The sequence below is a fragment of the Streptomyces sp. NPDC054842 genome, from assembly GCF_053611025.1.
The window spans coordinates 113,915-127,205 of sequence record NZ_JBSGZN010000021.1; the positions used below are offsets into that span (position 1 = coordinate 113,915).

Consider the following 13,291-nt stretch of genomic DNA (forward strand, 5'->3'; position numbering starts at 1 on the left):
GACGTCGCCGTTAACCAATGACGCAGGGCGGGGCCGGGGCCCGGCGGGAATGCGCGCGGCGCCACTTGGGCGGCCACCCTCCCCTGCGTGAGCGTGGTGAATGGGCCAGTGACCTCCCCAAACTACGGGCGGGTCTGTTCGGATCGACAGCTCGTCAGGCGCAAGGGGCAGACGCTGTTTGTGGACAGATCAGTCCTGGGCCTTGACCGACGGGCCCCGCATTCCTAGCTTGTGCGGTCGAAGCATTCGGGAATCTCTCGAAACTTTCGACATCGCCCCACTGCCCGGCACATCCGCTCCGCCGTTCATCCAGGTCACCGCTCCCCGCCCACCGCTTCCCGCCCCCCATGGAGGCCCCCTTGATGTGGTTTCGCGATCCCGCCCCGGTCCGCCTACGACGCTTACTCGCCGTCCTTGCGCCCCTGCTGCTCGTGGCCACCTTCCTCGGCGCTCAGCCCGCCGCCGCGGCGACCGTGGACCCCAACGCCTCGTACGTGCTGGTCAATCGCAACAGCGGCAAAGCCCTGGACGTCTACAACATGGCGACGAACGACGGCGCCCGCATCACCCAGTGGGCCAGGAACGATCAGAGCCAGCAGCAGTGGCAGTTCGTCGATGCCGGGGGCGGCTACTACCGCATCAAGTCCCGCCTCTCGGGCAAGGTGCTGGACGTCTACAACTGGTCCAGCGCGAACGGCGGCTCGATCGTCCAGTGGTCCGACCTGAACGCCACCAACCAGCAGTGGCGGCTGGCCGACAGCTCGGACGGCTACGTGCGGCTCGTTTCGCGCCACAGCAACAAGGCTCTCGAAGTGCAGGGTGCCTCCACCGCCGACAACGCGAACATCGTCCAGTACGACGACTGGGGCGGCACCAACCAGCAGTGGCAGCTCGTCAAGGTCGGCGGCGACAACCCCGGCCCGTGCGATCTTCCGTCGACATACCGCTGGACATCGACGGGCGCGCTGGCGCAGCCCAAACCGGGATGGGTCTCGCTCAAGGACTTCACCGTCGTCCCTTACAACGGCAGGCAACTCGTCTACGCGACGACGCACGACACGGGGACGAGTTGGGGTTCGATGAACTTCAGCCCGTTCACCAACTGGTCGGAGATGGCCTCGGCCGGCCAGAACACGATGTCGGCTTCCACCGTCGCGCCCACGCTCTTCTACTTCGCGCCGAAGAACATCTGGGTGCTCACCTACCAGTGGGGCGCGACCGCCTTCTCCTACCGGACGTCGAGCGACCCCACCAACCCGAACGGCTGGTCGTCCCCGCAGACACTCTTCTCCGGAAGCATCTCCGGCTCCGGAACAGGGCCCATCGACCAGACGCTCATCGGTGACGGGACGAACATGTACCTGTTCTTCGCCGGTGACAACGGCAAGATCTACCGGGCCAGCATGCCGATCGGGAACTTCCCCGGCAGCTTCGGCGCGACGTCGACCGTGGTCATGAGCGACACGACGAACAACCTGTTCGAAGCCCCGCAGGTCTACAAGCTGCAGGGCCAGAACCGCTACCTCATGATCGTCGAGGCGATCGGCTCGCAGGGCCGCTACTTCCGCTCGTTCACGGCCACCAGTCTGAACGGCTCGTGGACACCTCAGGCCGCGACCGAGAGCAATCCCTTCGCCGGCAAGGCCAACAGCGGTGCCACCTGGACCAACGACATCAGCCATGGCGAACTGATCCGTGCCGGCGCCGATCAGACCATGACCGTCGATCCCTGCCATCTGCAGTTGCTCTACCAGGGGCGCAGCCCCAACTCCGGTGGCGACTACGGCCTCCTGCCCTACCGTCCGGGTCTGCTGACTCTGCAGCGCTGACGGCGCGACACGAGTCCGGCTCCGGTGCGGAGTCGGCGTGGCGGGCTCGGCGGAATGCCGAGCCCGCCCGAACTCGTTCCAGGCATCCGCGCCCGTGAACGCCGGTCCGGCGGGCCCGAGGGCGACCGGATACAGTGCGCGAGACGGCAGCCCGGTCAGGGAGGGGAAGCATGACCGACACCAGCGACACCCGACCCGCCGACAGCGCAGCGCGCGTGCCGCGGCAGAGCCGACTGCACCGCCTGATGCGCTACATCCCCCTGATCGCCCCCGTCCTGCTGTGGACCGTGCCCTGCTGGGTGCTCCTGCACACCGGCCAGCACTGGCCGCTGCCAGTCACGCTGGTCGGCACCGCCCTGTTCGCCCTCGGCCTCGTTGCCATGCCGCTCGCGATGACACGCGGCCACGGCCGGCGCCAGCAGGACCGGGCGGCGATCATCGGTGACACCCTGCTGGGCGCCGGCTGGGTTCTCTTCACCTGGTCCGTTCTGCTCGGCGTCCTGCTGCGGCTCGCCCTGACCGCGGCCGGCGTCGGCGAGAGCCAGGACCGGGCCCGCATCGTCACGTGGGCCGTCCTCGGCGTGACCGCCGTACTCCTCGTCTGGGGGTACGGCGAAGCCCGCCGCGTGCCACGCGTGCGCCGACTCGACGTGCAACTCCCGCGGCTGGGTGCCGGGTTGGACGGACTCCGCGTCGTCCTCATCACCGACACCCACTACGGCCCCATCGATCGCACGCGCTGGTCGGCACGGGTGTGCGAGACGGTGAACACGCTGGAAGCCGACCTGGTCTGCCACACCGGTGACATCGCGGACGGCACGGCCGAACGCCGCCGGGCCCAGGCCGCCCCACTCGCCACCGTGCGGGCCACCCGGGCCCGGGTGTACGTCACCGGCAACCACGAGTACTACAGCGAGGCCCAGGGCTGGGTCGACCTGATGGACGAGCTGGGCTGGGAGCCGCTGCGCAACCGCCATGTGCTGCTCGAACGCGGAGGCGACACCCTCGTGGTCGCCGGCGTGGACGACGTCACGGCCGAGTCCTCGGGCCTGGCAGGGCACCGCGCCCACCTCGCCGGAGCCCTGACCGGCGCCGACCCCGACCTGCCCGTCCTGCTCCTGGCCCACCAGCCCAAGTTCGTCGACCGGGCGGCAGCCGACGGCATCGACCTCCAGCTCTCCGGCCACACCCACGGCGGCCAGATCTGGCCCTTCCACCACCTGGTCCGCATCGACCAGCCCGCCCTCGCCGGCCTCAGCCGGCACGGCGCCCGCACCCTCCTGTACACCAGCCGCGGCACCGGCTTCTGGGGACCGCCGTTCCGCGTCTTCGCCCCCAGCGAGATCACCCTGCTCGTGCTCCGCTCCCCGCACCTTCCCACTTCGCCGTAGCACTCCGACGGAAGGCACAAGGCGGGCGAATCGGGTGTCCGCGGCGCGTGGCACGAAGTGACCGAATAACCTCTGCAGGTTCGGATCGGGGCAATAGAGTCGGCCCATGAGTCTGACGCCACGATTAATCGTCCCGGATCCCGACACAGCGGCTGCCTTCTACCAGAAGGCCATGGGTGCCGAAGAGGTGTTCCGCGCCCAGGACGACAGCGGACGCGTGATGGTCGTCGTCCTCCGGATCGGAGGCTCTCCGCTGTCGCTGTCCCCGGCGGTGCCGGAGTGGGGCTGGCTCTCCCCCGACGACGTCGGCGGTTCCCCGGTGCTGCTGGAGGCCGAGTTCACCGACCAGGACGCCGTGGCCGAGCGGATGGTCGCCGGTGGCGGCACCGTGGTCGTCCCCGTGGAGAACCGCCCCTACGGCAAGCGGGAGGGGCGGCTGCGCGACCCCTTCGGCCACCTCTGGATCGTCACCGGCGAGCTGCGCTGAGGTCCCCGCCCGGCGCCCTCGGCCGCCGGGCGGCTCAGAGCCTCCCGCCCCGCGCGTCGATCGGTCGACGCGGGGCGGGAGGCTTTCGCGTGCCGGTGTCAGTCTTCCCGCACGGGCCACCGCGAAGGCCGGTAGGAATACGCCTCGGTGCCCTTGCGCACGCCCTGCCTGATGGCCACCGGCAGCATCAGGTCCCGTATCGCCCGGGCGAGCCGGCGGTTCGGAGTCATCACCGCGCCCGTCTGCCGGGCCTGTTTCGCCATCGCGGCGATCCGGTCGCGCCGTGACTCCTCGAACAAGGTGAACGCCCTTCGCGCGTCGGGCTGTTCGTGCAGCGCCAGGGCCAGTTCGTAGGCGTCCTCCATGCCGAGCGCCGCGCCCGCCCCCAGGTGCGGGGCCACCGCGTGGGCGGCGTCGCCCAGCACCGCCGCGGTTCCCCGGTGCCAGGTCCCCAGGGGCGGCACCTCGTAGACCGGCCACCGGCCGACCGGTCCCGCCGAGGCGGTCAGGATGCGGCGAACCACCCCGGGGTCCGGGCGGTGCCGCTCGGCCAGTGCGGCCACCCATTCCGTGTCGTCGGTCCCGGCCAGCTCGGCGAAGGTGCGCTCGCGGGTCTCCGGATGGTTCTCGAACCACCACACGACGCCGGGAGCCATCACCTGGTAGCCGAAGAAGCCGCGCAGTCCGAACACCATGTGGAACTTCCCGTCGACGGGCAGTTCCCCGGTCCCGATCCGCGACCGGCCCCCGGAGCCGACCACCTCGGTGTAGGCCGCGCGCGGCGCGTCGGGGAGCAGCAGCCGGCGCGTGGTGGAGTGCACCCCGTCGCAGCCGAGCACGATGTCGGCCTCCGCCCCCGTACCGTCCTCGAAGCCGAGCCGCCAGACGTCGCCGCCGGTGTCGTCCAGCGTGACGAGACGCTTGGCGGCGTGCAGTTTCGCTCCGGCGCCGGTCGCGGCCTCGCGCAGGGCGGCGCTGAGTTCGCCCCTCATGATGTTGGTGGTGCGCTCCGGATTCTCGGCGAGCACCCGGCCCTTGTGGTTGGCGAAGGTGATGGAGCCGGCGGCGGTGCCCTGCTCCAGGACCCGGTCGGCCACGCCGAGCCGCTCCAGCACGGCGCGTCCGTTCGGAGCGAGGTTGAGGAACGAGCCGACGTCCTGGGCCCGGCGCAGGTAGGCCTCGTACAGGTCCACCTCGAAGCCCAGCCGCGCCAGGCAGAGCGACAGGAGAGGTCCGGTGACGCCGGCGCCTATGACGGCGGCTCGTCGGCGTCGCGTGCTGTTCTCGTTCTTCATCACATGGCTCCTGATCATGACCGTGGTCAGAGGTTTCACAGGATCGGCTTCTGTAGGTGGTGTCTTGCCGATCACCGGGGCGTGCCACGCGTCCATGTCGGGTTCCTTTCACCTTCCCCGCCTGCGTACGGGGGGGGGTTTCGGTCGCTCGGGGCGATGGCGGCCGGTCCCTCGGACGAGGTGTTTCCGGCCGGTCCGTGTCCGGTCCCGGTCGAGGAGGAACCGACCCGGAATCGACCTGGAATCGAGACCCGGCAGGATCGGAGGCGCGGGGGCCGGTGACGACGTAGCTCGTGAGCCGGCATCGAGATCACGGCGGAAGGCACCGTCTCGTACACGTCCCGGCCGGTAGCGGCTCAGCGCCGGTCTGCGCGCCGACGGTGACGTGGGCGCGTGCATGCTCCGACGACGGCGACGGCCCCCGGCAGCAACTTCCGGTTGTCACGAGAAACGGGGGTTACGACCATGACCACGCTCGTTCACAAGCAAGAAGTGCGCTTCCTTCGCTGGCCGGTGCAGAGCCACGAGCGGGACCAGCTGCGCGAGGCCGGACTGCCGTGCCTGCTGGTGCTGGAGGGCCAGACGGCACCGCCGAGCGACATCTCCCCCACCGAGGACTGGGTGCGTCCTCCGGTGGCCCGGCTGGACCTGGCGGCTCGCGTCCACACCCTGCAGCGGCGCACCGGGACCGACTTCGTGCCCGCGCTGGATCCGACCGGAGTGCTCTACTACGGCGGGCAGTCGGTGCCCATGTCGGAGGCGCAGAGCGAGATGATGCGATGTTTCCTCGCCTGTTTCGGTCACCTCGTCCGCCGGGACCGGCTGAAGGACGCGCTGAGCCGGATCAACAACGACGCGGTCACCAGCAACGCCGTGGACCTGCACATCATGCGGCTGCGGCAGCGGCTGGGCGGCGTCCGCCTGAGCCTGCGCACCGTGTGGGGCCGGGGCTACATCCTGGAGCCCGCGTCCTGAACCACCCCACTGAAGCGAAGTGTCCGGCCCCTGGCTCGAGGGGCCGGACACTTTCGCGTGGGGGCCTGCCGCGATGACACCCGGTCTTCTGCCGAACGGCGTGACACGAAGCCCGGTTCACCACCGCGACGGCCGGGTGAGCCGTCACGGGGCCGAGTCGGCCTGCGGGCGGCCCGGGTATCCGCTACGGCAGGCGGCTGGTCTGCTTCTGGCGGCGCTCGTGCATCTTGCCCCGCAGCTCGTGGAGTTCGGTGAACGGCATCGTGGCCCGGTCCATCAGATACGCCGTTCCCGACGTGCCGGCGGTGCCCCGCTGCTCCCCGATCATCTTGGTCACCAGGCCGATGTGCCCGATCTTCCACTGGAAGTAGCCGCTGCCCACCCGCAGCATGCCCTCGACGACGCGGTGCAGGGAGCCCGCCTCGACGCCCGCTTCGACGATCTCCTCGAGGTCGGCGCCGATGCGGTCGAGGCCGGTGCGGAACGCCGGGAACAGCGACCCCGGGCGCCGTGCGTCGCCCAGGACGCGTTCGAGCTGGTGGGACTGGCTGGACTGTGCTCCGCTGGCCGTGCCGAGGTACTGCCGGAAGTGGGCGAAGTCCTCCAGCGGGAGCCGTTCGAGCGCCACCAGTTGCTCGTGCAGCAGGCGCAGCAGCTCACTGGCCCGGTAGAGCAGGTCGACCGAACGCTCAAGGCCACCGGACGACATCGTCAGGAAGTTGCGCTCCACGACGGCCAGATCACCGAGGATCTGCTTGAGCCACAGTTCGCAGGTCTGGTGGCTCACGATGAAGAACTGCTCGGACTGCACCGTGGTGGGATCGGCCCCCTCCTCCGCCGAGCGCGGCTCCTGGAGGGTGAGCAGCTCGTCCAGCTTTAGGTAGGAGGCGTAGGTCGGCTCCGTCCGCATCACTGTCCCCTCTTCTCGCGGACCAGGCCGACCATGCGTTCCACCCCGGTGACGAGCCGGTCGCGGTCGACGCAGAACGCGATGCGCACCAGGCCGGACGCGACACCACCGGGTTTCATGGGCCGCATCGAGCCGTCGAGACCGAACTCCGGCCGTGCGGAGAAGCCACTGCCGGGAACCACCACCACGTCGTGCCTGAGCATGAGTTCGGTCGTGAACTCCTCACCGGTCAGGCCGGTGGAGGAGATGTCGGCCATCGCGTACCAGCCGCCGCCGGGCAGGCCGGGCAGCAGTCCCTCGTCGACCAGGAGGGACAGCGCCGCGTCGCGGTTTCCCCGTACGAAGTCGTGGTTCGCGGCGAGCGCGCCGGACGCGTCCAGGGCGGCCAGTCCGGCGTACTGGACGGGCGCGGAGGGCGCGATGATGTTCGACTCCTGCACCATGCGCATGGCGGTGGCGACCTCGGGCCGCGACACCGCGACGTAGCCGAGCCGGTAGCCGGTCATGGCCGGCCCCTTGGAGAAGGTGAAGACGCTGTTGACGACGCGTTCCGCAGCGGGGCGGGCACGCTCCAGCGCGGCGATCGACAGGTGGGGGCCGTCGAAGGCGAAGTCCTCGTACGCCTCATCGCTGACGATCTGCCAGCCGTGCTCGTCGGCGATGTCGTAGAGGGCACGTTGCAGGGGGCGGTCGGCGACCGCGCCGGCGGGGTTGGACGGGGTGTTCAGCAGGAGCACCCGCGTCGCGGGGGTGGCCACCCGCCGGATGGACTCGGGGTCGGGGGCGAAGTGCTCGTCCAGCTCGTAGAAGACCGGGCGGAAACCGGCGAGCAGTGCCTGCTGCAGGTGTACGGGCCAGTGGATCTCCGGCAGCAGGATCTCCGCCCCCGACTCGGCGAGACAGCGCATCAGGGCACTGAGCCCCTGGCACGAACCCGGGGTGACGAAGAGGCGGGAAGGCTCCGTGTCGACGGAGTTGACGGTGGCGAGCTTCTCCACGAGACGCTCCCGGAGCTCCATGAGCCCCTGCACGTCGATGTAGCGGGCCCGCCCGTCCAGAGCCGCGGCGGCGAACTCCTTGGCCACCGAGTCCGGAGGTCCGAAGGCCGGCTCACCCACGTTCAGCTTGATCAGCCCGGGGTGCTCCCGCTCGCGCTCGTTGGCTATCCGGAAGGACTCGTACAGCCAGGACGAGGGGATCGCCGAGGCCCGCGCGAACCACGGTGGAGCTGTCTGCGTCATCTGATTCATGCCTTTCCGCTGGTGGCAGGACCGGCCGGGACGGGCCGGCGAGGTGGTGCTCCTGGGGCCCGGCTCATGCCGCTCGTCCGCCGTCCACGGACACCAGGGATCCGGTGACCCAGGACGAGGTCTCCGGGTCAACGAGGTGGCACACCCAGGCCGCCACCTCCGAGGCCAGGCCGAACCGCCCCAGGGGGGTTCCGGCGACGATTCCCTCGCGCAGGGCGTCCGCGCCGTCGCCCGCCGCCAGGTCCCACAGGCCGGTGTCGACGGGGCCCGGCAGGACCGCGTTCACCCGGACCTCGGGCGCCAGTTCCACGGCCAGCGACCGGGTCAGGGAGTTCAGCGCGGCCTTGCTCGCCCCGTAGTAGGACCTGGCGGGCATCGCCAGGACACCGCCCACGGAGGACACGTTCACCACGCAGCCCCGGCTCGCGCGCAGTTCGGGCAGCAGCGCCCGGATGAGCAGGGCGGGGGCCACCAGGTTCGTGTCGACCATCCCCCGCAGGTCCGCCTCGGTGGCGTCCTCCAGTCGGGCGAAGACCGCGTGCCCCGCGTTGTTGACCAGCGCGTCGACGCCGCCGAGGACGTCGCGGACCCGTTCCGCGATCCGCGTGGCGGCGCCGGGTGCCGTGACGTCCGCGACGAACGGCACGGCGCGTCCCGCTCCGTCGGCCTCCGCTTTCGCCGTCACCTCTTCCAGCCGGTCGGCGCGTCGCCCGACGGCGAGGACGTCGGCGCCGAGGCCGGCCGCGCGGGCCACCACGGCGGCCCCGATGCCCGAGCCGCCCCCGGTGACGACGAGCCGCAGGCCACCCCATGGACTACTCATGTGCCGCACGCCCTCCCTTCACGTGTGCCGGGACCCTCCGCGCCAGGTCCGCGAGCAGGAGCGCGGGCTGCTCGTACGCGTGGAAGTGCGCTCCGGCCCTGATGTCGACGCCGGCGTCGCCCGTGGTCAGCCGTCCCCAGTGGCGGCCGGCCCGGACCGGCACGAGCGGGTCGTCCCGGGCCATGCAGGCGTGGACGTCGCAGGACAGCGAAACGCGGTCCGGGCAGCCGAGGTAGCGCTCGTGCGCGGCGATGTCGGCGCGCAGGGCGGGAAGCATCAGGTCGCGCACCTCGGTCTCGTCCGCGAGCACGGGATCGATGCCGCCCAGAGCGACCAGGCGCGCCCACAACTCCTCGTCGGGCAGCAGGTGTTCGTCACGAGGCGGCCGTGACGGGTCGCCGGGGGCCCAGGCCGAGGACGCCACCAGGAGGACGACGCGGAGTCCGGCCCCGGGGCAGCGGCGGGCCACCTCGCAGGCGACGGCCGAGCCGAAGCTGTGGCCGAAGAGCACCAGATCGGCGGGCGGCAGCCCGGCGAGGTCCGCGACGATCTCGTCGGCGATCGGGCCGACCCCTTGACTCGGCGGTTCGGCCAGCCGGTCGCCGTGTCCGGGATACTGCGCCGCGCACAGCTCCACCGCGGTGCCGGGGAACGCGGCGGGCAGCGGGGCGCGCCAGCCGGCGAAGCTCTCGGCGCGGCCGCCGGAGTGCGGCAGGGCGAGAAGCCGCAGCCCGGGACGGGGGTGGCCCCTCAGAGTACGAACAGATCCGCGGTGCACGCCCATGGCCGACCTCCCGTTAGCCGCCTCGGACTTGAGAATGGCACGCACGTCCGGGCCCGCCGCCGAATCCTTCATGGTTCATTCAGCGCCACCTCGGCGGCGACGGCCGAAGGGGAGGATCGCGGCGACAGTCCCTCCTCACGCGGGCCCGGCGTCCGGGCCGAAAGGAGTCTCCCGGTGGTCTCCTCCGGCAACGCCGCCGTCTCCGGCACGTCGTACGACGACACCTCGGGTGCCGCTCTCGACCTCGCCGATCCGGCCACCTTCGTCGAGCACGACCCGCACGCCTACTGGGACCGCATGCGCCGCAGTGAACCGGTGCGCTGGCACCCGCCGGCGGGCGGCCGGCCGGGCTTCTGGGCCGTGGCCGGCCACCGGGACGTCCAGGACTGCTACAAGGACGCCGCCCGGCTCAGCTCGGCCAGGGGCACGGTGCTCGACGTCCTGCTGCGCGGCGGCGACTCGGCGGGGGGCCGGATGCTGGCGGTGATGGACCGCCCTCGCCACCGCGAGCTGCGCCAGGTGATGCTGCGCGCCTTCTCCCCGCGTGTCCTCCGGCGCGTGGAGGACGCCGTGCGGGAGCGGGCGGACGCCCTGGTCGCCGCCGTGGTCGGGGCGGGAGAGGTGGACGCCGGACGCGACATCGCCGAGCACCTGCCCCTCAACACCGTCTGCGACCTCCTGGAGCTGCCCGCCGCGGACCGGCCCCGGCTGCTCGACTGGAACAAGCGCGCCCTGTCCTCCGAGAGCGCGGACGAGGATCTCTTCGACGCCCTGGAGGCACGCAACGAGATCCTGTCCTACTTCGTGGACGTGGTGCGCGAGCGCCGGCGCCGCCCCGGGGACGACGTGATCAGCATGATCGCCGCCGCCCGTGTCGGGGAGGAGCCGATGACGGAGGACGATCTCGCCCTCAACTGCTACAGCCTGATCCTGGGCGGTGACGAGTCCACCCGGGTGACCACGATCGGCGCGCTGCACGCACTGGGCACGTACGCCGAGGAGTGGCGGCGGCTGCGCGGGGGCGCAGTCGAGGTGAGGACCGCGGTGGAGGAGGTGCTGCGCTGGGTGACCCCGGCCATGCACTTCGCCCGGACCGCCACCACGGACCTGCGGATCGGTTCGGCCGAGGTGTCCGCGGGCGACATCGTCACCCTGTGGAACATCTCGGCGAACAACGATCCGGCCGTCTTCGCCGACCCGCGCCGCTTCGACGTCGGAAGGCGGCACAATCCGCACCTCGCCCTCGGACACGGCCCTCATTTCTGCCTCGGGGCCTTTCTGGGCCGGCTGGAGCTGGCGGCTGTGCTGGACTCGCTGGTCCGCCGGGTGCACCGGATCGAGATCCTGGAGGAGCCGCCCCGCGTCTACTCCAACTTCCTCTTCGGGCACAGCGCCCTGCGGCTGCGCCTGGACTGAGCCGCGCCGGGGCCTCCCGGGCGGCCGGTTGCCCGAGGGACGGCCGGTGGGCCGGCGGGACCCGGTGCCCGCTCAGCGGGTGGACAGCAGGTCGCCGAGCTCCGCCATCGTGGGCCGCTCGAAGATGGCCCGCACCGGCAGGGTCATCCCCCAGTCGTCGCGTACGGCCTTGGCGAGCCGCACCGCGAGCACCGAATGCCCGCCGCGGTCGAAGAAGTTGTCGCCCGGCTCGACCGTCGGCACCTCCAGGACCCTCGCGGCCAGTGCGCACAGCGCGGACACCGGGTCGGCGCGGTCGGCCGGTTCCGGGGCACCGGAGCGCGTACCGGGCACCGCCCCCGCGTCGCCGCCCGGGCCGGCCGGCGTCGGCGGGGCGGCGGGTCCGGCCGCCCGCCGCTCCAGGGCACGCCGGTCGATCTTGCCGTTGCTGGTCATCGGCAGGGCCGCCACCACCTCGACGCGGGAGGGCACCATGTGCGCCGGCAGTCGTTCGGCGAGTCGCCCGCGGAGGCCCTCGGCGAAGTCGCCGGCGGAGTCGACGCCGGGCACCACGAAGGCGACCAGGCGCGCGGAGTCGACCTCACCGGTGACCACCACCACGCCCAGCCGCACCCCGGGGCAGGACTCCAGCGCCGCCTCCACCTCGCCGAGTTCGACCCGGAATCCGCGCAGCTTGACCTGCCGGTCGGCGCGGCCGGTGAAGTACAGCAGGCCGTCCTCGCCCAGGTGACCGAGGTCGCCGGACCGGTACATCCGGCTGCCGGGACCGCCGTACGGATCCGCGACGAAACGCTCCGCGGTCAGCGCGGGCCGGTGCAGATATCCGAGGGCCTCGCCCTCGCCGACCAGGTACAGCTCGCCCTCCTCGCCGGGCCGGCAGGGCCGCAGGTCGGCGTCGAGCACCCGGACCTCGTTGCCGGGCCACGGTTCCCCGATGCTGACCGGCTCGCCGGGCCGCACCGGACCCGCCATGGTCACGCCCACCGTCATCTCCGTGGGCCCGTATCCGTTGAACATGCGCCGGCCCGGTGCCCAGCGCGCCACCAGCGCCTGCGTGCAGGAGTCCCCGGTCGAGAGCACCACCCCGCCCGGGAGCACGCCGTCGGGATCGGTGGCGGTGAGGGCGACCGGGGGCAGCACCGCGTGACTGACCCGACGGTCGATCAACGTGCGGCGCAGGTCCTCGCCGGGCAGCACCCCGCGGTCGTCGGTGAGCACCAGGGTGGCCCCCGACAGCAGCGCGAGGGTGAGGTCCCAGAAACCGGCGTCGAAGTTGAAGGACGCCCACTGCAGCACCCGGTCGCCCGGGCCGGTGCCGATCCAGTGCCGCTGCGCCGCCGCCAGCGCGGCCATCCCGGCGTGCGGGATCACCACGCCCTTGGGAGTCCCGGTGGAACCCGAGGTGTAGATGACGTAGACGGTGTCCTCGGCGCACAGCGGCCGCCGGCGCTCCTCGTCGGTGACCGGCCCGGCCGGAAAGGAGACGGCGTCCGGGACGCCGAGGTCGATGGTCCGCAGGCCGGTGACATCGACCGGCGGCGGACCGGTGTGCAGCAGGACGCGCAGCCCCGAGTCGGTCGCCATGTGGCGCAGCAGTGCCGTCGGGTAGCCGGGGTCGAGGGGTACGTAGCCGGCGCCGCTGGTGGCCACCGCGAGGGCCGCCACGACCTGTCCGACCCCGCGCGGGACGGCTATGCCGACGAGGTCGCCGGGGCCCAGGCCGGCCGCGATCAGCCGCCGCGCCAACCTGTTCACGTGCGCGGCCAGTTCGCCGTAGTCCAGGCGGCCGGTCTCGCTCTCCACCGCCGGCCGGTGCCGGTGCGCCGCCGCGACCCGTTCGAACAGGGCGGGCAGGGTGCCCGCGACGGGGCCGGTGCCGGCGCCCGCCTCCTGGGGGACCGCCGGGCGTACGTCGGGCCAGACGCGGTCGACGTACGCGCTCGCCCGGGCGCGGGAGGTCGCCGGCCGCTCCACCCGCCAGCCGGCGGGCGACGGCAGCCGGGCCGGCCACAGCGACCGCTGGCCACGGGGGTTGCACAGGACCAGGTAGCTCTCGTCGGGGTCTTCGAAGGGGTTGGCTGGCATCGGGCGACCTCCCGTTGGACGGTGCCGCTGGACGGGACCGGACGCC

11 protein-coding genes are annotated in these 13,291 nt (G+C 72.0%); 5 read left to right on the forward strand and 6 right to left on the reverse strand.

Translation table 11 applies throughout. The annotated features are described in order from the left end of the window. Positions 1 to 362 precede the first annotated feature (362 nt). The 3 genes from ACWGIS_RS18585 (at position 363) to ACWGIS_RS18595 (ending at position 3,707) form a co-directional block, all read left to right on the forward strand. Complete coding sequence (locus tag ACWGIS_RS18585; protein ID WP_453363512.1) at positions 363 to 1,829, forward strand: non-reducing end alpha-L-arabinofuranosidase family hydrolase; 1,467 nt, start codon at positions 363 to 365, stop codon at positions 1,827 to 1,829. A 170-nt stretch (positions 1,830 to 1,999) separates the two neighbouring features. After that, positions 2,000 to 3,220 carry a metallophosphoesterase gene (locus ACWGIS_RS18590; RefSeq protein WP_453363513.1) on the forward strand — a complete coding sequence of 407 codons (1,221 nt, stop codon included), beginning with the start codon at positions 2,000 to 2,002 and terminating at the stop codon, positions 3,218 to 3,220. Positions 3,221 to 3,326: 106 nt separating this feature from the next. Further along, positions 3,327 to 3,707, forward strand: coding sequence for a VOC family protein (locus tag ACWGIS_RS18595; RefSeq protein ID WP_356164501.1), 381 nt, complete (start codon positions 3,327 to 3,329; stop codon positions 3,705 to 3,707). 98 nt (positions 3,708 to 3,805) lie between these two features. On the opposite strand, the gene ACWGIS_RS18600 is transcribed toward ACWGIS_RS18595, so the two are convergent. Next, positions 3,806 to 5,002, reverse strand: coding sequence for an FAD-dependent oxidoreductase (locus tag ACWGIS_RS18600; RefSeq protein WP_453363514.1), 1,197 nt, complete (start codon positions 5,000 to 5,002; stop codon positions 3,806 to 3,808). A 465-nt stretch (positions 5,003 to 5,467) separates the two neighbouring features. Between ACWGIS_RS18600 and ACWGIS_RS18605 the strand changes: the two genes are divergently transcribed. Beyond that, the gene (locus ACWGIS_RS18605; protein WP_453363515.1) at positions 5,468 to 5,977 is read left to right on the forward strand and encodes a helix-turn-helix domain-containing protein; all 510 of its coding nucleotides are present in this window, start codon (positions 5,468 to 5,470) and stop codon (positions 5,975 to 5,977) included. A gap of 184 nt (positions 5,978 to 6,161) precedes the next feature. Here ACWGIS_RS18605 and ACWGIS_RS18610 read toward each other — a convergent pair whose 3' ends face one another. From ACWGIS_RS18610 to ACWGIS_RS18625, 4 genes are all read right to left on the reverse strand, one after another. After that, positions 6,162 to 6,887 (reverse strand): tryptophan 2,3-dioxygenase family protein, encoded by a 726-nt coding sequence (locus tag ACWGIS_RS18610; protein ID WP_453363516.1) that lies wholly within the window; start codon positions 6,885 to 6,887, stop codon positions 6,162 to 6,164. Further along, positions 6,887 to 8,128, reverse strand: a complete 1,242-nt coding sequence (locus ACWGIS_RS18615) for a pyridoxal phosphate-dependent aminotransferase (protein ID WP_453363517.1) — start codon at positions 8,126 to 8,128, stop codon at positions 6,887 to 6,889. The genes ACWGIS_RS18610 and ACWGIS_RS18615 overlap by 1 nt, the downstream gene beginning before the upstream one ends. 73 nt (positions 8,129 to 8,201) lie before the next feature. After that, positions 8,202 to 8,960, reverse strand: a complete 759-nt coding sequence (locus ACWGIS_RS18620) for an SDR family NAD(P)-dependent oxidoreductase (RefSeq protein WP_453363518.1) — start codon at positions 8,958 to 8,960, stop codon at positions 8,202 to 8,204. Continuing rightward, positions 8,953 to 9,744: a thioesterase II family protein gene (locus tag ACWGIS_RS18625; protein ID WP_453363519.1), complete on the reverse strand. Its 792-nt coding sequence runs from the start codon at positions 9,742 to 9,744 to the stop codon at positions 8,953 to 8,955. Before ACWGIS_RS18625 ends, ACWGIS_RS18620 begins: the two co-directional genes overlap by 8 nt. A 174-nt stretch (positions 9,745 to 9,918) precedes the next feature. On the opposite strand from ACWGIS_RS18625, the gene ACWGIS_RS18630 reads away from it, so the two are divergent. Further along, positions 9,919 to 11,160 (forward strand): cytochrome P450, encoded by a 1,242-nt coding sequence (locus ACWGIS_RS18630; RefSeq protein ID WP_453363520.1) that lies wholly within the window; start codon positions 9,919 to 9,921, stop codon positions 11,158 to 11,160. 72 nt (positions 11,161 to 11,232) lie between these two features. On the opposite strand, the gene ACWGIS_RS18635 is transcribed toward ACWGIS_RS18630, so the two are convergent. After that, positions 11,233 to 13,245: an amino acid adenylation domain-containing protein gene (locus ACWGIS_RS18635; protein ID WP_453363521.1), complete on the reverse strand. Its 2,013-nt coding sequence runs from the start codon at positions 13,243 to 13,245 to the stop codon at positions 11,233 to 11,235. Positions 13,246 to 13,291 lie beyond the last annotated feature (46 nt).

Excerpts from the sequence above, each read along its gene's own strand:
- ACWGIS_RS18620 (WP_453363518.1), bottom strand. The coding sequence starts at position 8,960 with ATGAGTAGTCCATGGGGTGGCCTGCGGCTCGTCGTCACCGGGGGCGGC.
- ACWGIS_RS18610 (WP_453363516.1), bottom strand. The coding sequence starts at position 6,887 with ATGCGGACGGAGCCGACCTACGCCTCCTACCTAAAGCTGGACGAGCTG.
- ACWGIS_RS18605 (WP_453363515.1), top strand. The coding sequence starts at position 5,468 with ATGACCACGCTCGTTCACAAGCAAGAAGTGCGCTTCCTTCGCTGGCCG.
- ACWGIS_RS18615 (WP_453363517.1), bottom strand. The coding sequence starts at position 8,128 with ATGACGCAGACAGCTCCACCGTGGTTCGCGCGGGCCTCGGCGATCCCC.
- ACWGIS_RS18635 (WP_453363521.1), bottom strand. The coding sequence starts at position 13,245 with ATGCCAGCCAACCCCTTCGAAGACCCCGACGAGAGCTACCTGGTCCTG.
- ACWGIS_RS18600 (WP_453363514.1), bottom strand. The coding sequence starts at position 5,002 with ATGAAGAACGAGAACAGCACGCGACGCCGACGAGCCGCCGTCATAGGC.
- ACWGIS_RS18585 (WP_453363512.1), top strand. The coding sequence starts at position 363 with ATGTGGTTTCGCGATCCCGCCCCGGTCCGCCTACGACGCTTACTCGCC.
- ACWGIS_RS18625 (WP_453363519.1), bottom strand. The coding sequence starts at position 9,744 with ATGGGCGTGCACCGCGGATCTGTTCGTACTCTGAGGGGCCACCCCCGT.
- ACWGIS_RS18590 (WP_453363513.1), top strand. The coding sequence starts at position 2,000 with ATGACCGACACCAGCGACACCCGACCCGCCGACAGCGCAGCGCGCGTG.
- ACWGIS_RS18595 (WP_356164501.1), top strand. The coding sequence starts at position 3,327 with ATGAGTCTGACGCCACGATTAATCGTCCCGGATCCCGACACAGCGGCT.